General features: G+C 41.4%; 19 protein-coding genes. 12 read left to right on the plus strand and 7 right to left on the minus strand.

Features of this window, described 5'->3' with window-relative positions:
• Nucleotides 1-57: 57 nt before the first annotated feature.
• Genes M1E96_RS00665 through M1E96_RS00680 form a run of 4 tightly spaced genes read right to left on the minus strand, consistent with a single transcriptional unit; the run spans nucleotide 58 to nucleotide 4,551 of the window.
• On the minus strand, nucleotides 58-1,473 hold the full coding sequence (locus M1E96_RS00665) for a DUF1116 domain-containing protein (RefSeq protein ID WP_337979726.1): 1,416 nt from the start codon (nucleotides 1,471-1,473) through the stop codon (nucleotides 58-60).
• Entirely contained in the window at nucleotides 1,473-3,023 is a 1,551-nt protein-coding gene (gene fdrA / locus M1E96_RS00670) for an acyl-CoA synthetase FdrA (RefSeq protein ID WP_272580551.1), read from the minus strand. The genes M1E96_RS00665 and fdrA overlap by 1 nt, the downstream gene beginning before the upstream one ends.
• A complete protein-coding gene (locus M1E96_RS00675; protein WP_272580550.1) occupies nucleotides 3,013-3,936 on the minus strand; it encodes a DUF2877 domain-containing protein in 924 nt (307 codons plus the stop codon). The genes fdrA and M1E96_RS00675 overlap by 11 nt, the downstream gene beginning before the upstream one ends.
• An 18-nt stretch (nucleotides 3,937-3,954) precedes the next feature.
• Nucleotides 3,955-4,551 carry an ankyrin repeat domain-containing protein gene (locus M1E96_RS00680; protein ID WP_070929541.1) on the minus strand — a complete coding sequence of 199 codons (597 nt, stop codon included), beginning with the start codon at nucleotides 4,549-4,551 and terminating at the stop codon, nucleotides 3,955-3,957.
• A 729-nt stretch (nucleotides 4,552-5,280) separates the two neighbouring features.
• Here M1E96_RS00680 and M1E96_RS00685 point away from each other — a divergent pair.
• Nucleotides 5,281-6,216, plus strand: coding sequence for a LysR substrate-binding domain-containing protein (locus tag M1E96_RS00685; protein ID WP_070929540.1), 936 nt, complete (start codon nucleotides 5,281-5,283; stop codon nucleotides 6,214-6,216).
• A 117-nt stretch (nucleotides 6,217-6,333) separates the two neighbouring features.
• Here the strand turns inward: M1E96_RS00685 and M1E96_RS00690 are convergent, their stop codons facing one another.
• The 3 genes from M1E96_RS00690 to hdeA all read right to left on the minus strand — a co-directional run bounded on the left by M1E96_RS00690 (nucleotide 6,334) and on the right by hdeA (nucleotide 9,906).
• Complete coding sequence (locus M1E96_RS00690) at nucleotides 6,334-7,212, minus strand: alpha/beta hydrolase (RefSeq protein WP_272580548.1); 879 nt, start codon at nucleotides 7,210-7,212, stop codon at nucleotides 6,334-6,336.
• A gap of 66 nt (nucleotides 7,213-7,278) precedes the next feature.
• Nucleotides 7,279-9,327 (minus strand): TonB-dependent receptor, encoded by a 2,049-nt coding sequence (locus M1E96_RS00695; RefSeq protein WP_272580547.1) that lies wholly within the window; start codon nucleotides 9,325-9,327, stop codon nucleotides 7,279-7,281.
• A 273-nt stretch (nucleotides 9,328-9,600) separates the two neighbouring features.
• The gene (hdeA, locus tag M1E96_RS00700; protein WP_070929537.1) at nucleotides 9,601-9,906 is read right to left on the minus strand and encodes an acid-activated periplasmic chaperone HdeA; all 306 of its coding nucleotides are present in this window, start codon (nucleotides 9,904-9,906) and stop codon (nucleotides 9,601-9,603) included.
• Nucleotides 9,907-10,413: 507 nt separating this feature from the next.
• On the opposite strand from hdeA, the gene M1E96_RS00705 reads away from it, so the two are divergent.
• The 11 genes from M1E96_RS00705 (at nucleotide 10,414) to tssJ (ending at nucleotide 24,095) form a co-directional block, all read left to right on the plus strand.
• Nucleotides 10,414-11,124, plus strand: a complete 711-nt coding sequence (locus M1E96_RS00705) for an ROK family protein (protein WP_070929536.1) — start codon at nucleotides 10,414-10,416, stop codon at nucleotides 11,122-11,124.
• The gene (gnd, locus tag M1E96_RS00710) at nucleotides 11,121-12,173 is read left to right on the plus strand and encodes a phosphogluconate dehydrogenase (NAD(+)-dependent, decarboxylating) (protein ID WP_070929535.1); all 1,053 of its coding nucleotides are present in this window, start codon (nucleotides 11,121-11,123) and stop codon (nucleotides 12,171-12,173) included. The genes M1E96_RS00705 and gnd overlap by 4 nt, the downstream gene beginning before the upstream one ends.
• A complete protein-coding gene (gene zwf / locus M1E96_RS00715) occupies nucleotides 12,170-13,612 on the plus strand; it encodes a glucose-6-phosphate dehydrogenase (protein WP_319067947.1) in 1,443 nt (480 codons plus the stop codon). Before gnd ends, zwf begins: the two co-directional genes overlap by 4 nt.
• A complete protein-coding gene (locus tag M1E96_RS00720; protein ID WP_272580546.1) occupies nucleotides 13,609-15,918 on the plus strand; it encodes a glycoside hydrolase family 15 protein in 2,310 nt (769 codons plus the stop codon). The genes zwf and M1E96_RS00720 overlap by 4 nt, the downstream gene beginning before the upstream one ends.
• 1,111 nt (nucleotides 15,919-17,029) lie before the next feature.
• Nucleotides 17,030-17,527, plus strand: a complete 498-nt coding sequence (gene tssB, locus M1E96_RS00725) for a type VI secretion system contractile sheath small subunit (protein WP_070929533.1) — start codon at nucleotides 17,030-17,032, stop codon at nucleotides 17,525-17,527.
• Nucleotides 17,528-17,547: 20 nt separating this feature from the next.
• Nucleotides 17,548-19,029, plus strand: a complete 1,482-nt coding sequence (gene tssC, locus M1E96_RS00730) for a type VI secretion system contractile sheath large subunit (RefSeq protein WP_070929532.1) — start codon at nucleotides 17,548-17,550, stop codon at nucleotides 19,027-19,029.
• Nucleotides 19,030-19,034: 5 nt separating this feature from the next.
• Entirely contained in the window at nucleotides 19,035-19,472 is a 438-nt protein-coding gene (gene tssE, locus M1E96_RS00735; RefSeq protein ID WP_369427328.1) for a type VI secretion system baseplate subunit TssE, read from the plus strand.
• A 1-nt stretch (nucleotide 19,473) separates the two neighbouring features.
• Nucleotides 19,474-21,255 (plus strand): type VI secretion system baseplate subunit TssF, encoded by a 1,782-nt coding sequence (gene tssF, locus M1E96_RS00740; protein ID WP_369097040.1) that lies wholly within the window; start codon nucleotides 19,474-19,476, stop codon nucleotides 21,253-21,255.
• On the plus strand, nucleotides 21,219-22,262 hold the full coding sequence (gene tssG / locus M1E96_RS00745) for a type VI secretion system baseplate subunit TssG (RefSeq protein ID WP_070929529.1): 1,044 nt from the start codon (nucleotides 21,219-21,221) through the stop codon (nucleotides 22,260-22,262). The genes tssF and tssG overlap by 37 nt, the downstream gene beginning before the upstream one ends.
• Nucleotides 22,263-22,267: 5 nt before the next feature.
• Entirely contained in the window at nucleotides 22,268-23,539 is a 1,272-nt protein-coding gene (gene tagH / locus M1E96_RS00750; protein ID WP_070929528.1) for a type VI secretion system-associated FHA domain protein TagH, read from the plus strand.
• 1 nt (nucleotide 23,540) lies between these two features.
• Nucleotides 23,541-24,095 carry a type VI secretion system lipoprotein TssJ gene (gene tssJ, locus M1E96_RS00755; RefSeq protein ID WP_070929527.1) on the plus strand — a complete coding sequence of 185 codons (555 nt, stop codon included), beginning with the start codon at nucleotides 23,541-23,543 and terminating at the stop codon, nucleotides 24,093-24,095.
• Nucleotide 24,096: the final 1 nt, after the last annotated feature.

The following is a 24,096-nucleotide window of genomic DNA, read 5'->3' on the forward strand; positions in this document are numbered from 1 at the left end:
TTGGTAAAAAATTGTTATTGTTGGGTGCCCAGCTGAAACTGGGCACTTATTGCACAACTAAGCGTATTTTTCTGCGTAAGCTAACATTGATTTTTCAAAGCAATCAAATGGTGGATGAACAATACCGGCACCAATCATACCGATACCTGCGTCTTTATGAGCGATAGCCGTATTGATGACCGGAAGGATACCGCTAGCGGCGACTTTAGTAATATCAATCGCAGTTGGAATACCCATAAATCCAAGTAATGGAATGGTCACGTTCGGGTTTTCACCTAAGGTGATTTCACGCATTTGTCTTGAAAAATCAACGGCTTCTTCAACAGTCCCACCCACAAGAGCAACAATCGCTGGCGCTGTTGCCATCGCAAAACCACCGATGCCATACGTTTCCGTGATCGCCGAGTCACCAATATCAAGACCTGAGTCTTCAGGTTTATAGCCCGCAAACATTGGGCCAATAACTTGCTGTGATGGTCCTGTGAACCACTGACCAGGTAATCCGCTGATACGTAAACCGAATTCAAACCCGTTACGTGCCATTGTCGTGACAACCGTGCTGTATTCGATGCCATGGGCAGCATCCATGGCGGCTTTACACATTGCCATCCATGTTGGGCCTGAGAAATAATCACTACTTGCCACAAAATCAAATACGTCTTTTTGCTGGGCGACAGTAAAATCCGTTTGGATAATATAAGGGGTTAACGCTTGGATCAGTAAAGTGGTGCCTGCATTATTGCGGTTGTGGCATTCATCACCCATATGTAATGCTTGAGCTAACATCAGGCGTAAGTCAATTTCGCCTGCGAGTTTCATCGCATCACGTAGCATTGGGCCTAATACATCTCGCATCCAATTTAAACGGTCGATCACGCTTTGGTCATTGGCGCCCATACGTAAAATTTTCGCCATCTGCTCACTCAGGTTAGTGAAAGCGCGGTTACCGTAAGTTTTGTTTTCAACGATATGCATAAACATGGAGGCAGAGGTGACACCTGCCATCGAACCCACACAATCATGTTCATGACAAGGTGAGAAAATAATCTCACCGGAAGCGGCAACACGCTCTGCATCAGCTAAGTCAGTGGCTAAGCCTTCGAAGACTAATGCGCCTGTGACCGCACCTTTCATTGCGCCACACATATCTTTCCATGCCACAGGGGGACCTGCGTGCAGTATGGTATTTTTAGTCATACCGGGTACGACATTAATTGCTTGGTCATAACCGACTAATACAGGTTGTGACTGAATAATCCGCTCAAGCGCTTGTGCATTGGCCGCGGCAATTTTTTCCTGTAGCGCTGCATTACTTTCAATTTTGTCTAGCGCGTGGATCACGGCAACATTGCCTTGTCCCGGAGGAGTCCAATTTAAATGTGTGACAGGAACATGTTGTTTTTTCAGATCATCACTGAACATTTCGATGCCAACATTAATCACATTCAATGGTTGCTTAAATAATGAAGTCATTATGCGTTCTCCCCTTTCCAGACAAACTCACGTGCTAACAAACCGGTATTGGTGCTACTACTTGCCCAAATCACGCCTGCATCGGTTAGCATTTTTACTTGTGCCTCCATTGAGGGTGTGTCTTGGTCTGTACCCAGCACATAACCTAAAATTTCTAATTCACGACCATCTTGTTTAGCGATATTTTTTGCTGCTTTGATAGCTTCAATCATCACGCCAACGGGATCTTCATGAGAGCCATAACCGAGCACAAAGTCCATGACGATCACACCCACTTCAGGGTCACGCGCTTCTTGCAATAGGCGCTCGATACGATTCGTTGGGTCAATCATTGGGTGTGGCTTGCCGTTGGTAAAATCATCATCACCAAAATCAAGGAAAGTGTGAGCGATACTGCGATTGAGATCTTTTAAACGATAGTCAGGGTTTGGCTGAATGTTGCTGTAAACATCATCATATTTCTCGAGGGCGGCAAACATGGCTTCGTCACATAAGGTTCCGCCACAGAATAGACCTCGAATATATTTTTGCTGAGGGGAGAGTTTTGCTCGTACTTCTTCAATTAACGGCCAATTTAAAGAGTGCAGATTGAGATCTTCTTTTTTGATCCCCGTTAGTAGAACCGCTTTTAACGCCGCTTCTTTGGTACTTTGCGCAAAGCTGAGTCCAGCTTTATCTTCTGGGATCGGTTGGCTACCAAGGAAGCAAACGACGACAGGTTTATGACATTTCTCGGCTTGCTCTAGGACTTTTTTAGCAACCGCAGGTGCTGGTGGTTTGGAAATTAAAGCGATCACTTTGGTTTCATCGTCGGCGTCGAGCATTTTTAGGGCATCAATCATCATGATCCCGCCGATCTTTTCACTCAGATCGCGCCCACCTGTCCCGATCAGCTGTGAAACACCTGCACCAAATTCATGAATACGTACACTAAGCTCTTGGCTACCCGTTCCTGATGCCCCAATGATACCAATACTGCCACGGCGTACGCTGTTACCAAAACAGAGTGCCGCACCATTAATAATCGCGGTTCCGCAGTCAGGTCCCATCATTAATAAACCTTTACGGCTGGCGAGTTGCTTGAGCGCTAGCTCATCATCGATGGAAACGTTATCCGAGAACAGCATAACGTTGAGATCGTTTTCGAGTGCAATACGCGCCTCACGAGCAGCAAACTGGCCATTAACTGAAATCACCGCCAAGTTGCTTTCAGGGATATGGGTATGGGCTGAATTAATGGTGGCATATTTGGCTTCGTGCTGTGAACCACCTTGGTTTTTCTTATTAAAGAGTTCTTCAATGGCAATTAAAGTCGCTTCATTAGCTTCATCGCTGCTGCCTTTAATGATGATCATTAAATCACCATTTTTAGCGTCTTCTAATTCAGGGGTTAATAGCCCTAAATTTCTGAGTACTCCCTTATTCATTTCTGTTGCCATCGCCACAAAGGCTTGCTCGACATTATCGAGCTGATTCGCTTTTGTGGAGATAGACATCAGTGATACGGAATCAAAATACGTATTCTTTTTGATGACAACTTTAGTCGACATACCTTTCTCCAAAATAATGGGTAAGATACAAAGCGTCACGAATGCCAAATAGCATGTCGCTGCCTGAACTAGACCCGATATCTAAAATCTGACGAAACTGTGGATAAATATCTTTTTTGCTTGCTGCTACTAACATTTGCAGTAGCTGTAATATGTTTTCTCGATATTGATGATTAATGGCTTTTTCTAAGGTAATGGCACTGACTTTGGTGGTTGTTGTGCGTGCATTATTAATACCTTGTTGAAACTGGCATTTAAGATGTTGTAGTGGATGGTGCTTGAGCAATAAAAATGCCATTAGCCCCACTAAATAGTCATCTGCCGATGGTGTTAAACCAATGCCTAACCCAATAAATTGTTTAATAATATCTGGTAGTATTTGATACTGCTGTTTTAGCAATACATTAATTAATTCATTTCGTAATAAATTTAATTTTTCAGATGTAGCTAAATAAAATAAGTTATCACCACAATAATTAAATAACGAATTCCCTTCTGTTTTTAGAAGTTCATCAATGATATTTACCTTGTTATTTAAAAAAGAAAGGTACTGTTTTTGGTTTATTTTATTAGGATTAAAAAAAATTTCTTTTGGAAGCCATTTTTGACAAAAAGAAAAAGATAAAAAATAATGGTCAGCCAAATAAATAATTTTTTCAGAAAAATAAACCTGATCCCCTTCCTGTAAATTTAATCGAGTAAAATCATTGTTTAATATTCGACAACTGTTTGGCGCATTATCTAATTCAGTACTGAGCAAAGTAAAAAGTGTATCACCTACAGAAATATTGAGTGCTTTATGAAATATTTGCTCTACTGTACCTGAAAAAGCAGGCTGATCTAACAATTGCAGAAATGCTACATCAGCCGAAATACCATACAGTTGTTGTCGTTGAGTCTTGATGGTATCCACAAGCCTCCTTGTGATGCATTATGCGCCAGCCGCTATCAGCAATTCCGCAATTTCGTGATAACCTTTTTCACGTGCTAACTCTAAAGGTTTCTTACCGTATTTATCGGTCATATGTGGGTTTGCGCCATGGTCGAGCAGCAGCTTGACGATTTGTTGTTGTTTCTCTCCGCCATCATTGAGCACGATAGCTTCAAGTAAGGGTGTCCAGCCAACAAAGTTGGTGTGATTAACATTAATTTCTGTTTTTTCTAGTAGCTCACGAACGATTTCAACATGACCTTTTTCGCTAGCAGGGGTAATGCCTACGCCACCAAAGCGAGTTAATAAATCTAAATTTGGTTTCGCTGGAAGTACGATACGCAATAATGTTAAATCATTATTTAAGCAGCTTAATAAAAATGGGTTAAAACAGGTTTGATCTTGTTTATTAATATCAGCACCTGCATTAATCAGAAATTTAACGCATTCATAATGTTTATTGAGGCTGGCATTGACAATAGCAGTACGTCCTTGGCGGTTGGTGATATTGATATCAACCCCTTTTTCAAGACAGCTTTTTAATATGTCTAGATTGCCTTGCTCTGCGGCGGATAAAAATTCCTGTTCGATTGTCATGATAGTCCCCTGTTAAGGTTGTTAAACCCAATATCTCTTTATAGTCGCTGTACTTCAAGTGACAGCGCTGTTCGTTAAGGTATAAGTGACTGTGCTCACTGGCACATGTCAGCGTATTTGCTATGCCCTTCGCGACTCTTTTGCTTGTTGCCTAGCTGCGCCTCGAACTACTTAGAGTATAAAAATCTATCTGATATTTATGATGAACTCAGCATAGCAAGCACTTAATAGAAATAAAATCCATTTAAATTTAATTCATCAATAGTGAATGCCATTATTGAATTATATTCAATAATTATACTTTTTTGTGCGGAGAAGCATTATTTTTTAGCCATTTTTGATATTTTTTGTCCAAAAAAACGGCAAAGACATCAAGAAATATTGGCTAATGAGCGAGTGGAAAAATAATTTAATGAGTTTTGTGACGGGTATCAAATTAAGCGTTTCATAACGGTTAAAAATGTAAATTGATTGTTCAGAAATAGCATGTTGTTCTATGTGACTTTTAGTTATAAGCTTATAAATATTAATTGGTTATCTGCTTTTGTTAATTTTTTTTAGGTAAAATTAGGCGAAAAGTGGCATTCATTATTTATGCCTCGGTATGTCGATCTATTTCTGTTAATCTAGTAAATAGCGCGGCTAAATTAATCTGATTTAGCAGTTATTAAATATAATTCACAGAACCTGTTCTTTTTGATTGTTTTTTCTCCTGTTTGGACTTCCAGTATGAACTCGATATTTACCGAAGAAAATTTACTGACCTATACCACCGCGGCAAAATACGCCAGTTTTAGCAAAGCCGCAGAGGAATTGGGAATTACCACCTCAGCTGTCAGTTACACCATCAAACGCATTGAAACCTACCTCGATGTCGCGTTGTTTATCCGAGATACTCGTAATATTGAATTGACGGAAGCGGGTTATTATTTTTACCGTAAAGCCACTGATTTGCTAAATAACTTTCATCTGATTAAAAAAAGCATTTATTCGATTGAACAGGGCATAGAAGCACGGGTGCGTATTTGTATCAATCAGCTGTTATATACCCCGTATCATACCGCTAAGCTATTACAAATCCTTAAAAAGCAATTTCCTACTTGCCAGATCACGGTAACGACTGAGGTGTATAATGGTGTATGGGATGCGATCATTAATAACCATTCGGATATTGCAATTGGGGCGCCTGGCACATTAATGGATGGAGGCGGCATTGATTATACCGAAATAGGTGCTATTCATTGGCAATTTGCCATTGCGGCAACTCACCCACTGGCATTGATGCCTGAGCCTATTGCTGAGAGTCAGCTACGGTTATATCCAAACATCATGGTGGAAGATACGGCACATACAATTAATAAACGAGTAGGTTGGCTGCTACATGGTCAAGAAGCGATACAAGTTCCTGATTTTAATACTAAATGCCAATGCCAGATTTTAGGGGAAGGGATCGGCTTTCTGCCTGATTATCTGGTGAAAGAACATGTAAAAAGTGGTTTATTGGTGATTAAGCAGATCCAAAATCCACGACAGGATTCACACATGTTATTAGCCACCCAGCACTCAGCTACAGGGTTAGTCACACAATGGATCCGTAGAGAATTTGCTGCAAATGGTATGTTAACTAAGTTATATAGTGATATTTTAAAACCCATCAACCAATGAAGGGTTGAGGTTATTGATGAAGCGGGATAAACGTGGGGGGACCCGCTCCGTGTTATCAGTCGAGAATCAATGAATTGATTTTCCTATTTTATTTTAAACGTTAACGACTACTGACCATTATTGGGAAGCGACGTCCAACGCTTTATCGATAGCATCTGGGATAACGCTGCCATGGTTTTTATCAGGGAATAAAGTAAATTCACATATGCGCTCGTGGTTATCAATTTCAGTGCATAATTGCCGTGCACTAATCCAGCTAGAGCGGGATTGATAGTGCTTAATTTGTTCTTCACTTAGTTTTGATAAATCAGGCTTTTCTTCTAAACCACCTAAAGTGATAAACAGTGGTGATGCTTTTTGTGGCTGAGTGAGTTTGCCCAAATTAATCATTTCACCTTTACCCCACCATAATGAAGGACTCGCCGAGACAAATGCATTGAATGCATCGGGGTGGTTTTGATAGGCCATCAACGTAAATAAACCGCCAAATGAGTGCCCGAAGAGAGTTTGCTTTTGTTTATCAAAACTAAAAACGTGTTCAGCCCAAGGACGAATTTGACTATTAAGAAATTGGTATAATTCGTCAGAACCCCCGCCTTGTTGGAAATCACTCCCTGAAACCCGCGGAGTGTAGTCGTAATCACGCAATGATTTAGGAAAAGCTTCATTAATTGGATAACCAATACCAATAATGATAGGTAGCTTATCAGCAGGCAGCTGTTGTATTGCACGGTTGACAACCAATGGAAATAAGCCATTTCCATCAAGCATGTAGAGTATTGGCCGTGAATTACCCGCAGCATGTGGTATGGCACTAAAAACCCGATAACTGCGTGTTCCCTGAGTACTACGGGTATTTTCCATGTCGTGATGTTGTACGTCATAGAATTGACTGACTCGCTCATCTAATGAGGGAGGTACTTGTGATGGTCGAGCAAAGGCAGTAGACAACGTCACGGTGAGTATTAAACCAGAAATAATTAATTTATTTATCATATTCAGATAGACAGCATACAGAAAAGCAGATATCAGATGATACCTGCTTTTTAAGGTTAAAATATATTAAAAACTCACATCAACATTTGCCCAATAACGGCGACCGTCTTCAACGTCCCAGTTACCGCCTTGCTTATCGATTTTAGGGCCTTTTTCATCTGCGATATTCAGTACCGCTAAATTGAGCTTAGTATTTTTCAACAGTTGATAAGTCATCCCAACATCCATCGTGGTGTAACCGCTACGGTAGCGTGGTTTGGTATAACCATTACGTTGGGATGCCCAAACTTGTTCACCTTCGTAGTGGGCTCGGGTATACAGATTGAGATCGTCACTGTAGCGCCAATCTAATTTTGCATTTGCAGTATGTTTTGGCGTTTTATCTAACGGATAGCCTTTGAGTGACTGACCGCTAGACAGTTTTTCGTCATTGCTTTCACGTTTTGAATCCACATAGGTGTAATTCAGGCTAAGTTTCCAATCTTCAGCCAGTGGGATCCCCGTTGCAACTTCAATGCCTTTAATATTCGCTTTACCCACGTTGTCATATTTGTAGATATTAAAGTTAGTTCCTGACTCTTTTTCCCCTGTTGCATAACTTGTTAGCTTGTTTTTAAAGTCAGTATTAAAGAAGGTTAGGCTGGCATTGAACCCTGATGCATGGTCATACGCAATACTGATTTCTTCGTTCAGGCTTTTCTCGGGTTTTAAATTTGGATTGCCATAAATGATCCCTTTACCACCTTGGGTTGATGTCCCATAACCTGCACTGATTTCACGTAAGGTTGGCGCACGGAAAGCTTGTGAAACCCCACCTTTAATGGTGATTTCATCAGTCAGATAATAAATGGCATAACCTCTTGGGTTCCAATGATTGCCATAGGTTTCATGGTGATCTAACCGCAAACCACCGGTTAAAATCAGGTCATCTGTTGCAGTAAACTCATCTTCAACAAATAAGGCGTGTTGATCTACCGACATCGAGGTCTTTTCCATGGTTTCTGGTGCAACCAGCGAACTGTCTTTTAATTTAGCATGTTGATATTGGCCACCGACAGTGAGCACGTTATCAGGTAAAAAGGCGACAACTTTGCCGTCAACGACCGTATTGGTGATGTCAGGGACGCGTTCTTCATAACCACCGACCCATTTTCCTGTGGCATCATCGCGTTTTTGTGACTTAGTTTTGCGTTTTGTTTGTTCTTGATAAACGCTCATTTCAGTTTTGATCACATCCCAATCACCTTTATAGGTTAAGGCCATATGATTACGGTTGTTATGGATCTCTGTTTTGTCGTTATCTTGCTTTAATCCGCCGCGGATTTCGTAGTCGCTAATTGATTTACCCGGTGTTGCGGTTCTTTCTTGGGTTGTTCTACCAGCTTCAAGTAAAAAGGTTTGGTTTTCTAATGGCGTGAAAGTCAGTTTAGCGGTCAGGCTGCGATTATCTTTTTGGTCATGACCTTCAAGAATTTTATCTTCTTGGCGATAATCTCCCCCGCCATATAATTGTAACCCTAACTTGTCTTTGATCAGGGGGCCTGAAAGATAGAAGTTACCGTCAGTTGAGTTACCGCTATCACTGTTTTCCTGCAAAATACCGCCCATGGCGACATTACCATGCCACTCATTGGTGACTTTTTTCGTGATAATATTAATTACCCCGCCCATGGCATCAGAACCATATAAAGAAGACATTGGGCCACGGATCACTTCAATACGTTCAATAGCCTCAACGGGAGGCATAAAACCAGCTTCGTAACCACCGCTACCATTTGGGCGCGATTCACGGCTATTTTGGCGGCGTCCGTCCACTAGTATCAGGGTGTATTCACCCGGTAGACCACGAATATTAATATCTTGTTTATTCGCACTGCCAACAACACTGACACCTTCAACATCTTTAACAGCATCAGCAAGGTCACGGACGGGTTTATTTTGTAGTTGTTCTTTGGTGATGACGGTAATACTGGCAGGTGCATCACGTAATTGTTGTGAATAGCCTGACGCAGTGACAATCATTTTATCTGCATCTTCTTGAGCGAGAGCATTAAAAGAGGCTGTAGCAGCGATAACAGCAGCCGCTAATCGTGTGTAGTGGCAGTGAATTGACATAGTATCCCTTAGTAAATGAAAATCTAAATGTAAATGATATTGATAATCATATCTTGTACGAATACTACCATTGATATGTGCAAAAAATAAATACGAGATTCATTAACTAAAGTATCTTTAAGAGGGAATTAACACGAATGAGGCAAGGTGATAAATCAGTGCTAACAAGAATACTGAAATAAATTAACAGTGTTGAGTTGGCTGTAGAGAATATTGAGATGGGTGCTTCATAGATATAGGTGCGTAGCCGTTAGCTACGCACATTGAGCCTTATTATTGTTTGGCTTTCTTAACCTGCTCGACAAAGTTTGCTTTGGTATCTTTTTTACAGGCATCGATCACGAGAGGAGTGATGGTTTGGATACCATCAACATCAAGTACCGCATCTTCAACTTTATCTTTTTTGGTTAATAGTTCACCAACACCGACCGCGGTTGGATAGAAATTATCGTCGATAGCTAAAAATTCTTCACAGGTCCACTCTGCAACAGGCTTAGCTTCATCTTTCTTATCTGCTGCCATTGCAGACATACTCGCTAATGAGGTAATAACCGCACCGATAACAAAATATTTTTTCATCATTTCACCTTAATGTTTAACGTTCAATAAATGTAGTTTTCATAGAAGGTTGTAATAGAGTTAGAAAATCGAGCGTCCTATTCTTTAATAATCATAGATGATGAAAAATAAAATTTAAAGAGCGTAAACCGATGGTATTTATATGATTATTGCTTTCCAATGCTATTTTGTTAAAGTTTGAAATTAAACACTAATGACATCGCTAAATGATAATGAATATAAAATGCTAATTAAGTATTATTTAATTGACGTCATTTTTACTTTTATTAAAACTATTTATGGGTATACTTTTTTAATCAACTAAAAATAAAATTTAAATTTATTATCAATTCTTGACTGGTATTAATGCCAGCTATTACATCGCCCAAAGGGAAAAGGTTTAGACTAACGACTCGTAATACTTCACGTTGTGCCATCTAGTCGCACCTCGAATTATTGAGAGTACACATAGGTCTAATAGAGTGGAAGCATCCATTGTCGAAGCTGTTAAAGCGGAGAAACCTTTCTATGCCTTTAAAGAGTCAAACATCTTGTGTGATCACTATCTCGAATGTTCCTAGCACCAAACGGATCTTAGTGATAGATGTCGGCGGCACTCACGTCAAACTCTATACCGCACCAAATACACCAGCAATTGAATTTGTTTCTGGCGATAAAATGACACCAGAACAATTTATTCATGATATTAATCAATATGTTGACCCTACTTCATTTGATAGTGTGAGTATTGGTTTTCCTTCGCCTATTTCAGGTAACCGTATTCTTAAAGAACCGGTTAATTTAGGGGAGGGCTGGGTTGATTTTGATTTAGTGAATGCTTTTCCATGCCCAATTCGCCTGATTAATGACGCAGCCATGCAGGCTGTAGGTAGCTATGAAGGTGGCAGTATGTTGTTTTTAGGATTAGGAACGGGGCTAGGGAGCGCTTTGGTGGTTAATCAGCAACTACAACCTATGGAGATAGCCCATCTCCCCTATCTTGAGCATGATTATGAATATTATGCGAGTGAGCATTATCGTGAATTGGTTGGCGATGAGGTATGGCGACAAAGCGTATTGACGATTGTGGACTATTTTTATCAAGCATTAATGCCGGACTACATTGTGATTGGTGGAGGTAATGTACATCACTTTACTCAATTACCTAAGTATGTCCGACGTGGAGATAACGACAAAGCCTTTCTTGGTGGGATCAGAATTTGGGGAAATAACCTATGAATCAATCATCTGTAAATCAGCTTCAACTAGGTTTTATTGGACTTGGCAGAATGGGCGCTGCGATGGTACGCCGCATCCAGCAAGCCGGCATTTCATGTGTGGTATATGACCAAAATGCAGCGATCCGCCAGCAATTGCCTGATAGCGTCATTTTTAGCCACTCTCTTGAAGAGATGGTGAAAAATATGCAGGCACCAAGACATATTTGGTTGATGTTACCTGCGGCCGTGGTTGACACAGTGATCGCTCAACTGAAGCCATTATTAGAAAAAGGTGACACGCTGATTGATGGGGGTAATTCTCATTTCACTGAGGATATTCGCCGAGCCAATGCATTAAAAGCCGAAGGACTGCACTATATGGATGTGGGTGTCAGTGGCGGAGTATGGGGTGAAGAGCGTGGTTATTGCCAAATGATTGGTGGGCCGAAAGAGCACTATCAATATTTAGAGCCAGTTTTTCGTGCCTTAGCTCCGGGAGTGGATGCCGCACCACGTACGGAAGGTAATAACGGTGAGCCTTCTCCAGCGGAACAAGGTTATTTATATTGCGGCCCTAGTGGCGCCGGCCACTTTGTCAAAATGGTTCACAATGGCATTGAATATGGCTTGATGGCCGCTTATGCGGAAGGTTTGAACATCCTGAAACATGCGGATCAAGGGCTAAATCCAGTTGCGGCGGATGCCGAAACTGCACCACTTGAGCATCCTGAATATTATCAATATAAGCTACCGGTTGGTGAGATCAGTGAGCTATGGCGCCGAGGTAGTGTCGTTGGATCATGGTTGCTTGATTTGATCGCACAAGAGATGCATCAATCACCCGATCTCGAAAATTATGCAGGCCGAGTCTCTGACTCAGGAGAAGGCCGTTGGACATCCACTGCGGCAATCGATCTTGGTGTGCCTGCACCAGTCCTGACTAGCGCGCTCTATTCACGTTTCTCTTCCCGTGATAATGATTTGTTCGCTGATCGTGTTCAATCGGCAATGCGTCATGCGTTCGGTGGACATAAAGAAAAATCCGCCGATCAAGGGGGATCCAAATGAGCCGTTCTTCTTTAGTGATCTTAGGGGCAAGTGGTGATCTAACCAAACGATTATTAATGCCATCACTATTTCGTTTGCATCGACTGGGTTTGATCCCTGACTTGAATATTATTGGTTATTCGATTGATAAATGGGATCGCGACGCTTTTTTAAAACATATTCATGATGCCCTTGCTGAATTTATTACAGACTTCAATGAGACAGAATGGAAAGCTTTTAGTGAACAGCTAGATTTTGTTAGTGGTTCACTTGAAGCGGATGCATTACGAGCACTGGAAGGCAAATTAACGCCATCGGCTCTGTTTTATCTCGCATTACCGCCAACTTTATTTGGACAGGCAGCGCAAGCGATTGGGGAAGCAGGATTATCCAAAGAAGAGGGTGACAATTGGCGACGTATTATCATTGAAAAACCATTTGGTACCGATTTAGCGTCTGCAAAATTACTACGTGAACAAGTCCACGCTTATTGGGACGAATCACAGGTTTATCGTATCGACCACTTTCTTGGTAAAGAAGCGACACAAAATTTGATGATTTTCCGCTTTGCTAATCGTGTATTGGCACCTGTTTGGAATGCCGAGCATATCGAGCAAGTACAAATTACCTATGCAGAGACGTTAGGGGTTGAAAACCGAGCGGTCTATTATGACCACTCGGGCGCCATGCGCGATATGTTACAAAACCACCTAATGCAGCTATTAACCTTGGCAGCGATTGAACCATTAGGTCGCTGGGATGGTGAAATTCTGCGTGATCATAAAGTTGAAGTGTTGAAATCAATTCGCCCGACCGATGATATGAACGCAAATGATTGGGCGGTGCGCGGGCAATACTGCGCAGGGCAAGTCAATGGTGAAACGGCAACGGATTATTGTAACGAGCCGGGGATCCCTGTGGATACGAATACAGAAACTTTCGCGGCATTGCGAATTGAGATTGATAACTGGCGTTGGAAAGGCGTGCCATTTTATCTGCGTAGTGGTAAGCGGTTAGCCAATAACTACGCAGAAATTGCGGTGCAGTTTAAAGCTCCAGCGGGCGCGCTGCCGGGGGACGTTGAAGTCGATAATAATTGGCTCGTCTTTAGGTTATCCCCAACCATGGGTATGGATATGCACATGACGGCAAAATTACCCGGTATGCATTTGAATACACATGGGATCACACTGAGTGCACCTTATACTCAGCCTGGCCAATATGAGGTATCCGCCTATGAGCAGTTACTGATTGATGCATTGAATGGTGAGGGGGCTCACTTTTTACGTTTTGATGAAGTGGAATGGGCATGGCGGATCATTGATCCTGCATTAAAAGCTTGGCAACAAGGCATGCCTGATTTGTATAAAGCGGGAACTCAAGGGCCTGATACACAATCAAGAATTATGCGTTCTGGGCATCAATGGCGTTCTCTCTTCGAGCAGGAGAACAGCGAATGAATCAGCAACACGCCCCCGGAGGACCGGGTAGCACAGCAACATGGACCAGCAGTGCAAAAGATATGGTCGGAACGGCGATAGGGCAAGGTCGCGTATGGTTTACTGTAGGGTATGGTATTTTAAATGAAGTCTATTGGCCTTCTTGTAGTACCCCCCATATTCGTGATTTAGGTTTTATCATTGCAGGGGATGATTTTTGGTCTGAAGTGAAGCGAGTCAATCAATATGAGTTGACTACACCATCATCTTCTTTACCGATCCCTAAAATTGTTCACCACCATGAACGCTATCGCCTTGAATTAGAAATTATTACGGATCCTGCGCGTGATGTGCTGCTGATTCGGTATCACCTAGAAGGAGAAGGGCTAAGGTTATATCCGCTGTTAGCGCCACATATCGGCGGCGATGGTGATGATAATTATGGCTCAGTCTCTCCTCATGGCTTAACGGCACATAAAAAAGGACGCCATCTGATATTAGCGGCAGAAAGCGGTTTTAACCGCGCCAGCGTGGGTTATGTTGGCAGCTCTGATGGGTGGCAGGATTTTAGCCAAAATGGCTATATGAGCTGGGAATACCAGCAAGCAGGGCCGGGTAATCTCGCGATGATGGGGGAACTCAATCGTAACTCAGGGGTATTAGCGTTAGCGTTTTCAGATAGTGCACAAGGCGCAGCAACGCTGGCGGCGAGCTCGATTGCAGCGGGCTACCAAGAAGCGCGACGCCAGTACGCTTATTTATGGGCAGCATGGAATGAAACGGTCAATTTTCCCGGTTTGGACAAATTACCTAAAAATTTATCCGATGCTGTTCGTACCTCGATTGCGGTGATCAAAACACACGAAGGACGCACTTTTCCTGGCTCATTAGTGGCAAGTCTAAGCACTCCGTGGGGGGATACGCATAAAGACGCTGGGGGTTATCACCTCGTATGGCCACGCGACTCTGTTGAAGTCGGTTTTGCTATGTTGGCTTGTGGTTTAATTGCCGAGGTGCGTGCATTAATGGCTTATTTGATTGCTATTCAGCAGCCTGATGGTCATTGGATGCAAAATAACTTCACCGACGGTCAACCTTATTGGCAAGGCATACAACTGGACGAAGTGGCATTACCGGTACTTTTTGCTGCGAAACTACATGAACAAGGGCTATTGGGTGAAATGCAAGGTGCTGCAATTCGAATGGCACGTAAGGCATTAGCATTTATCGCTCAATATGGTCCAGCTAGCCCACAAGATCGCTGGGAAGAGAATGCAGGTATTAACCCGTTTACTTTGTCAGTTTCGATTGCGGCACTGGTGGCTGGGGCAAAAGCCGGATTCTTAGAAGAAGGTGATAAACAATATGCACTTGATTTAGCTGATGATTGGAATGAGCGTCTTGAGTCTTGGGTCTATGTCAAGGATACCAAACTCGATCGCGAGCTAGGAATTGATGGGCATTATGTTCGTTTAAACCCAAATAGCCATTCTGCACGCTTTGGTGATGTGATGTTACGCAACCGTAACAACGAAACTATCAGTACACGTGCGCTATTAGGCATGGAGTATCTGTATTTAGTTCGTTTAGGATTACGGAAAGCCACTGATAAACGAATTGAAGATACGACAAAACTGGTTGATAAGTTGCTATGCATGCAATTACCCGCAGGCCCATATTACTATCGCTATAACGAAGATGGTTATGGCGAACATGAAGACGGACGTGCATTTGATGGTAGTGGCGTTGGGCGTTTGTGGCCGTTATTAAGTGGTGAACGAGGCCATTATGCTGCGGCTTGCAAACAAGATGTTACACCGTACTTGAATGCGATTTTAGCCTCTGCCAGTACAGGCGGGATGTTGCCTGAGCAAATATGGGATAAGGAAAGTATTCCTGAACGAGGGTTGATAACCGGAAGACCGAGCGGTAGTGCAATGCCACTGATTTGGGCTCATGCGGAGCTGATTAAGCTGATTTATGTACAGAAAACCGGTATCCCTATTGAGCAATTAAAATCAGTCAGTGGGCGTTATGGCGTTCAGCCGCCAATGGCTAGAGCTCGTCATTGGCGTGATAGCCAGCCTTGTGGTTTTGTATCCACTACTCATGAGCTGTGGATTGAGGCACAAGAGCCATTTGTTCTACATTATGGTTATGATAATTGGCAGGATATTCAAGAACAAAGTAGCCAACCTCTTGGTTTAGGGCTTTATGGTGTTCCATTAAATATCAGTGCATTAGCGGGAAAAACGCTGCGATTTACACGTCGATTTGATGGCCGAGGCTGGGAAGGCCAAGATTGGCATGTAGATATTAAAGCTTAATCGCTCCAGCTAAACATAATATGTTCGTTAACAGTCTGAGCGAGTACGTTTTTAACGTACTCGCTGCTCTTAAATAACAAATAAAATAATACTGTAAATTATTATCCTATGTGATTTAATCACTTTGGTAAATATTAACGTGTAAAAATTAAAATAACTTTTTTTGAGTTGTTGAGGAGATCGTGATTCAGATAGAAAAGTTAAATAAGAGTACCTATAGTGTGCGATTTTAATTTTCTAGAGAATTACTTTAATGAATTCACAAATAGTTGGGGATATTTATGTACATAGTAGGTAGGAGATAATGATTATACACTGATTAATGGTATAAACTATATGGTAATCCTAAAAATGGCTCAACTAGCATTAAAATATTATACATAATAAACAAACTAAACTATAATCAATATTGATTATTACTAATCTTATTCCTAAATTTATTACTCATTTAAATATAATTAATATAGTCTAATTTTTATTTTTTTGTTTATGCTTGTGTTAATTAGATAATTATGAATTGTAGCCCAATTATTTTTCATTGAACACTCATCTATTCATATTTAATTAGTCTTTTTTTGTATTTTATGTATAAGCAGCGTTATATAATTATTAATTAACGTATGGAATTTAGCGATGAGTTATACGGATAATTAACTATATTTTAAAGGGTTGCTACAGGATAAAGGATAAATTAAATACTCATTATATACGTTAGAATTTCTATCATTACCAATGCCACAGTTAAATGTGGCATTTAATTAACTATCTAATCATGTTAAGTGTATTCTCGTATTTTCTAACTCCTCCATAATTGTTCTAATTGTTTGACTCTTCAATGATTTTATCCTTTCTGCAACATATGGTTGCAAAAAACATTTGCATTAAGTAGCAATTTACTATTGACCATAAGCCGAATTTATATAGGATGTGTGGAAACTAAAGTAAAATATCAATAATTATTCTTTTTTTATCACCGGGACAATTTAACTCTTTTAATGGGTGAGTGATTGCTCATTAGAAGTCCTATGCTCTGAATTTATTATTCATTATAATTTTGAGCATTTTTTAATCATGCAATAAGATTTTAAGCTAATAAGGAGCTTAACTTATAATGAGTAAAAAAGATCTCGGTAGTGTCGCACCAAAAGAACGAATTAATATCAAATATACTCCTAATGATGGTGGAGCTAAATCTGAAATAGAGTTACCGCTTAATATGCTGATCGTAGGTGATATGATTGGTCGAACGGAGGAAACTCCTATTGAAGAGCGTAAAGCTGTTTCGGTAAATCAAAATAACTTTAATTCAGTGATGGAAAGTGCTGGAATTAGTTTAAACATCAATGTTGAAAATACACTTGATGAGAAAAGTGATTCTGAGCTTAATGTCAATTTAGATATTAAATCCTTACAAGATTTCTCTCCTGATAATGTTGCGCGTCAAGTTCCTGAATTGAAAAAACTATTGGAACTGAGAGAGGCATTAGTCGCCTTAAAAGGTCCTCTTGGTAATATCCCAGCTTTTAGAAAACGTCTGCAAGAGCTTCTGGAAAATGAAGATACTCGTGAGCAGCTGTTGAAAGAGCTTGATATCGCTAGCCAAAAATAATGTTTATAGAGGATTATTTCATGTCGTTAAATAGTGAAACTCAGGAACAACAAGTTTCCTCATCATCCAGTGGTTCGCTACTAGATGAAATTATGGCTCAATCACGTATGTCGCCTGAGTCAGAAGCTTATGGTATTGCAAAACAGGGTGTTGCTGCATTTATCAGCAATATCTTTGCTAGCCAAAATGAAGATGAGCAAATCAATAAGCTATTGATTGATAAGATGCTGGTTGAATTGGATAACAAGTTAAGTGCGCAAGTTGACCAAATTCTGCATGCGCCTAAATTTCAAGAGCTGGAATCTTCATGGCGTTCATTGAAATTGTTGGTTGACCGTACTGATTTTAGAGAAAATATCAAAATTAATATTCTTCACGCAACGAAAGAAGAGTTGTTAGAAGACTTTGAATTTTCTCCTGAAATTGTTCAATCAGGGTTCTATCAACATGTTTACTCATCAGGCTATGGACAGTTTGGTGGTGAGCCAGTGGCAACTGTGGTTGGTAACTATGCCTTCAACAACACCACACCTGATCTGAAATTGATGCAATATGTCAGCGCGGTTGGCGCAATGGCACATGCCCCATTCTTATCATCGGTATCACCTAACTTCTTCGGTATTAACAGTTACGCTGAGTTACCTGCAATCAAAGACATCAAATCTGTTTTTGAAGGTCCTGCGCACACCAAATGGCGTGCATTGCGTGAAGCTGAAGACTCACGTTACTTGGGTCTAACTGCTCCACGTTTCTTGCTACGTCTGCCATATTCACCAACAGAAAACCCAGTTAAGCTTTTCAATTACAACGAAAATGTGAAGCAAGACCATGACCATTACCTATGGGGTAATACGGCGTTCTTGCTAGCAAGCTGTATTAACGATAGCTTTGCCAAATACCGTTGGTGTCCAAATATTATTGGTCCACAAAGTGGTGGAACAGTGAATGATTTACCTGTGCATGTATTTGAAGCGATGGGTGAATTACAGGCTAAAATTCCAACTGAGGTTTTAGTCACTGATCGTCGCGAATTTGAATTAGCGGAAGAAGGTTTTATCACCTTGACGATGCGTAAAGGCAGCGACAATGCGGCATTTTTCTCTGCAAACTCAGTGCAAAAACCAAAATCCTATCCAAATACCCATGAAGGTAAAATTGCTGAAACCAATTATAAATTGGGAACTCAATTACCTTACATGTTCATTATCAACCGCTTAGCACATTATATTAAAGTGCTTCAGCGTGAACAAATCGGCTCATGGAAAGAGCGTCAAGATTTGGAACGTGAACTGAACATCTGGCTGAAGCAATACATTGCTGACCAAGAAAACCCACCAGCAGATGTGCGTAGCAAGCGCCCATTGCGTTCAGCACAGATCCAAGTTCTCGATGTCGAAGGGGATCCAGGTTGGTATCAAGTGGCAATCCAAGTTCGCCCTCATTTTAAATATATGGGTGCAAACTTTGAATTGTCGCTTGTTGGCCGCTTAGACAAAGAGTAAGCGTCATGGCCGCTAACTATAACTGGGAGTCTTCAGAGACTGCCAGTTTATTTGAGCGCATCCAAGGGAAGAGCTCAGGCTCTTCCCATAATGCTCGTATGAACGCATTGGTTAAATCAATCAAACAAAATTTAAATCAAATTTTGAATAGTCGCCCTGATGCTTGCCAAAGCTCAGCTGCTTTAGGTGTGCCTGATTTAAATGACGCAACGCAAGCGGCTATGGATTTTCGCAAGAGCCTTGAAGTTTCCATCTCAGATTGCATCAGAGTCTATGAACCTCGTATCCGTAATGTACAGGTCTCATTTATTGAAAGCGATGCAGATGCATTGTTGCTTCAATTCAGCATCACCGCTTTTATTGATTTAGACAGCCAGCGCCAACTCATCGAGTTCAACATGCAGCTCGACAATAACCGACGATATCAATTGAAACAATTCTAATATGTCCTCAAACCCATATTTTGAAAATGAACAAAAGTACCTGAGAGAACTCGCTCGCGAGGTAGCAATAGAAAAGCCTCACCTCGTTGACTTACTGTCTAGCCCGTTACAGGATCCTGATGGTGCTCGCCTAATGGAAGGCGTCGCCTACCTATCTGGAAACCTGCGTGAACAGCTCGACAGGCAGTTCTCTGAGCTAACTAGCAGCTTAGTCAATATGCTGTGGCCTGCGTACGCACGTCCTTTTCCAAGTATGACAATTGTGGAATATCAAGTCGATACTCACGTACTGGATCAGGCAAGCAAAGTTTCGGCGGGCCATCCTTTCGTGGCGAGGCCATTGTATGTGCAAGGTGATAACCCTAATTCGGATAGCTTGCACCAATGCCGTTTTAGCCAGTGTCGCGATCTCTGGTTGCTGCCTGCAAAAATTTCACAGGTTCAGCAGGAGGCTGCAAGTATTGAAATTACTTTTCAATTAGATAAGCCCCGCGTGCTTGCTGAAATAGGGCTAGATAAATTACGTATTCATTTAAATGGCGCAACATACACCACTAACCAGCTATTCTATCTGTTAAGCCATAAAATTAAGAATGTCACACTGTTGGCTGAACATCATCGTCTTCCTTTAGATAATTTTGCGGCTATCCCTGTTGGCTTTAAAAAAGAAGATGCTTTACTGCCTTACCCTAAAAATAGCTACGATGGCTATCGTATCCTTCAGGAGTACTTTTGTTTCCCTGAAGCATTTATGTTTATGGATTTTAAGGGACTTGATGATCTTCCTTTAGCATTGAATACGGATTCATTTAAGCTTGTTATCAATTTTGATTGCGAAATCCCTGATGCAGTGATGATCCGCGATGATAGTATCAAACTTAACTGTGTACCTATCGCGAATCTTTTTACTATAGATAGTGAAGCAATTGATTTAACAGGTAAAAATTATGATTACGTATTGAGTGCTAGTTATCGCACCCCACTATGTTATGACATTTTTTCAGTTAACCAAGTGCAGGGGTTAAGGTACCCACAAAATGGCACACCGTATGCCGTCAATTACACAGCATTCGAAAGTTTTCATCATCAAAGCCACAACCTCAAAAACAAAAACCATGGCTACTATCGACTAAAGATTAATCACGCAAAAGAAGATATTGGCTATTCTCACACGATGTCTTTTGTCCGTGATAGTGAAACGAAACTGCAAAATTGTGAAGAAACAGTTTCTGTTTCTCTAAATTGCACTAATCGAAATGTCGCTTCACGGCTTTCAACACATGCGATTTCTCTTGATAAGGCCTGCGTTCCTGATGGTGTGGTATCCGCGAGTAATTTATTCAAACCAAGCATGCCGTTATACCCATTACTAGGGCAAACACTGTATTGGTCTGAGCTCACTAATCTTTCGTTGAATTATCAATCACTACTGAATTTAACGTCATTAAAGCAAATTCTTCAACTATACGATTTACCCGCAGTATTTCATCGTCAGACCGCAAGGCAGTCTCAGCAATGTTTAGATGCATTAATTGGCTTACAAACCACGCCAATTGAGCATTCTTACCGTGGTTTACCTGTGAGAGGTCTGAAAACAACGCTAACTGTACGTCAAAGTGCTTTTTTGAGTGAGGGGAGTTTGTACTTATTTTGTACCGTGATCGCTCAGTTTTTTGCGTTATACACCAGTGTGAACATGTTTCATGAACTGGAAGTCTTCAATATCGACAACAAGGAAACCTATCGGTGGCCGGCTCAAATCAATCAGCAAACACTGAGGTAATCGAGCGCTGGCTAGATGAGGCTGGCACTGCTGTTACCGATTACAACTTTTATCAACTTGTTGAACTGCTCAATAAGTTGATAACTGAATCTACATCAACACAAGAAAAAGAGAAAGCGGATGAACTTATCCGCTTTACATCGTGTGCCAACATTGCCTTCCCTACTAGGGATGTGATTTCAGTTAATAAAGATCAACAAGGGCGGCTTGAACTTGAAGTTTCATTTTTAGGTTTACATGGAAGTCAGTCACCATTACCCAGCTATTACCTTGATGATTTTGCTTGGGAAGATGCCCAACAGCTACCCGGTGTGACTGATTATTTGAACCTATTCAATCATCGTCTAGTTTCTTTGTTACATCGCATTTGGCGTAAGTATCGTTATTACATTTGCTTTGAAAATGAAGGCGTTGATTCATTCTCCCGCTATATGTTTTCACTGGTGGGATTAGGCAATGAAGTCAACCGCGAACGCGTACATATCAATCATAGCAAGATGTTGGCTTATGCAGGGTTATTAGCCAGTCCAAGTCGTTCCCCCGATGTGATTAGTAGTTTAGTTGCACATTGTTTCGACCTCGAGCATGTCAATGTGATCGGATGGGAAACTCGCAAAGTGCCGATCCCTGAAAACCAGCAAAACCGGTTAGGTGTGATTTCACATCAGGCAGGGAAAAAGTCACAACCTCGTATGCTACTCGGTGAGAATTTCAGCTTGGGTGCGCACATTTATGATTGTAATGGCAAATGCACTATTGAGCTTAGTGAGCTATCACTTGAGCGTTATATGGCGTTTTTACCAAATGGCGCTGATTTCCTTCCTCTTGTTGCTTTTGTGTCTTACATCTTTCACGAACAATTAGCGTGGGATTTGCGATTGAAAATCGCAGAAGAGCAAGCTGAAGGGCTGTGTTTGGGCCGCCAGCAACACAACCAATTAGGGTGGCAAAGCTTCTTAGGTAAGCCTGAACAGCGGCCTAACGTCACCATTACTGTACTGGAATAAATCGCATGGATAAGTATTTACCGACAATTTCATTTCGTTTGATAAATAGTGAACTACTCGAAAGCGGTTATGTTTCGAGTATGACATTTTCGCAAGACGGCGGCCAAATAGGCAGTAGCCCACAATGTGAATGGCAGATACAAGACAGTCATAACTCGGTTGCGCCAGTACAGTGCTCTATCCTATGGAAGGATAAACACTTTTGTCTTAAGGCCAGCACCGAGTCGGTGTATGTCAACAATGCAATTGTACCAAGTTACCTTGATGCGGTCAGGCTTGCTCATGGTGATCAAATTAAACTTGGTCAACTTAAGCTTTCTGTGAATATCAGTTTAACAGGGCAGCCTAAAGAAGACTTAATGGCTGTAACACCGCAGTCGTTGGTTTCCAGCAACAGTAATCCTCTTGATTCTTTGTTTGATACGACGCCAACGCAGTCCCATGAGCCGATTCATTATGAACTCGCACCGACAGTGCAGGGTTCGCTAACTTATGATCCACTTCAAGCATTAGAAAATGAGAGTTTAAGTCTGATTTCACAGACAAAACAGCAATCTGCCGATCCATTATTGATGAATGGCACTCACTTCGCTCAATTTTCTGCTAACCCATCTTCAGATAATCAAGGGAACACCATGGTTCAGGAATTTATGGATTTACCAAAAATCACTCCAACACTCGATGACTCGATTACCGATATTGAGCACGTCGCTGTAAACCCATTAATGCAAGGGCTTGGTATTCACTTAAATCTCCAAACTTCGCAGCAAGCGAATGATTTTTTAGTGGAATTGGGAAAAACGGTTCGCTCTGCGATAGAAGGCTTACTTGCATTACAACAACAGCAAGAAAGCTTACAAGATAAACAATTACGTCCGATTGAGGACAACCCATTGCGGCTTAATAGCAGTTATCAGGAAACAATGGCACTGATGTTTACTGATGCTCGTAGCCCTGTACACCTTTCTGCGCCTTCAGCGGTTGCTGAGAGCTTACATAATATGCAACTGCATTATCAAGCAAACCAAGCGGCAATCTCTACAGCGTTGTCTACCATGCTTGCTGCGTTTTCACCTGAGCACTTGTTAAACCGTTTTGCGCACTACCGCCGCGCATCAGATAACACATCAACCGACGATGCTTGGGCATGGGAAATGTATAACAACTATTACAAAGAACTGTCTTCTTCGCGTCAGCAAGGCTTTGAAAAGTTGTTTTATGAAGTTTACACCCATGCCTATGACAGAGCCTTAAGAAAAGGGCTTGAGGAAGCGTAATATGCGAGTGCAAACCTTATTTGGTTACCTATTTTTACTGTTTTCTATGGTCGTACTTAGTGGGTGTACTAGGCCATTGGAAGCAGTATCGAAAATAGGTCAAGTCATCTTAGATCCGTCGATTCCAATCGGTCCACCGGAAGATAGACCATCGACCATCTCGTTAACGATTTTAGCGGAGCCAAATATCAATCCTAATCAGGATGGTGAGGCTACACCGATCAACTTACAAATCGTTTATATGAATGAAGATTCTCTGTTTGCGGCGCTCGATTTTGATCAAATTGAGGAGCAAGACGGAAATCTCGAAAAGGTACTGAAAAAGAACTATATCGACCATCAGGACTACACCATTTTACCGGGGCAATATAAGCCATTACCCAACATCGAACTTTACCCTGATAACCGCTATATCGGTGTGATCGGTTATTACTCCGATCCCGACAATGCTGAATGGAAAAAAATCGTCAAAGCTCGTGGTAAGGGGCGCCATTACTTCCTTCTAGCGCATATTAGAGGAAATGAAATCGAATTTAGACAAGAGGAAGATGACTAGT

Source organism: Providencia sp. PROV236 (assembly GCF_033676985.1).
Classification (GTDB): domain Bacteria; phylum Pseudomonadota; class Gammaproteobacteria; order Enterobacterales; family Enterobacteriaceae; genus Providencia; species Providencia manganoxydans.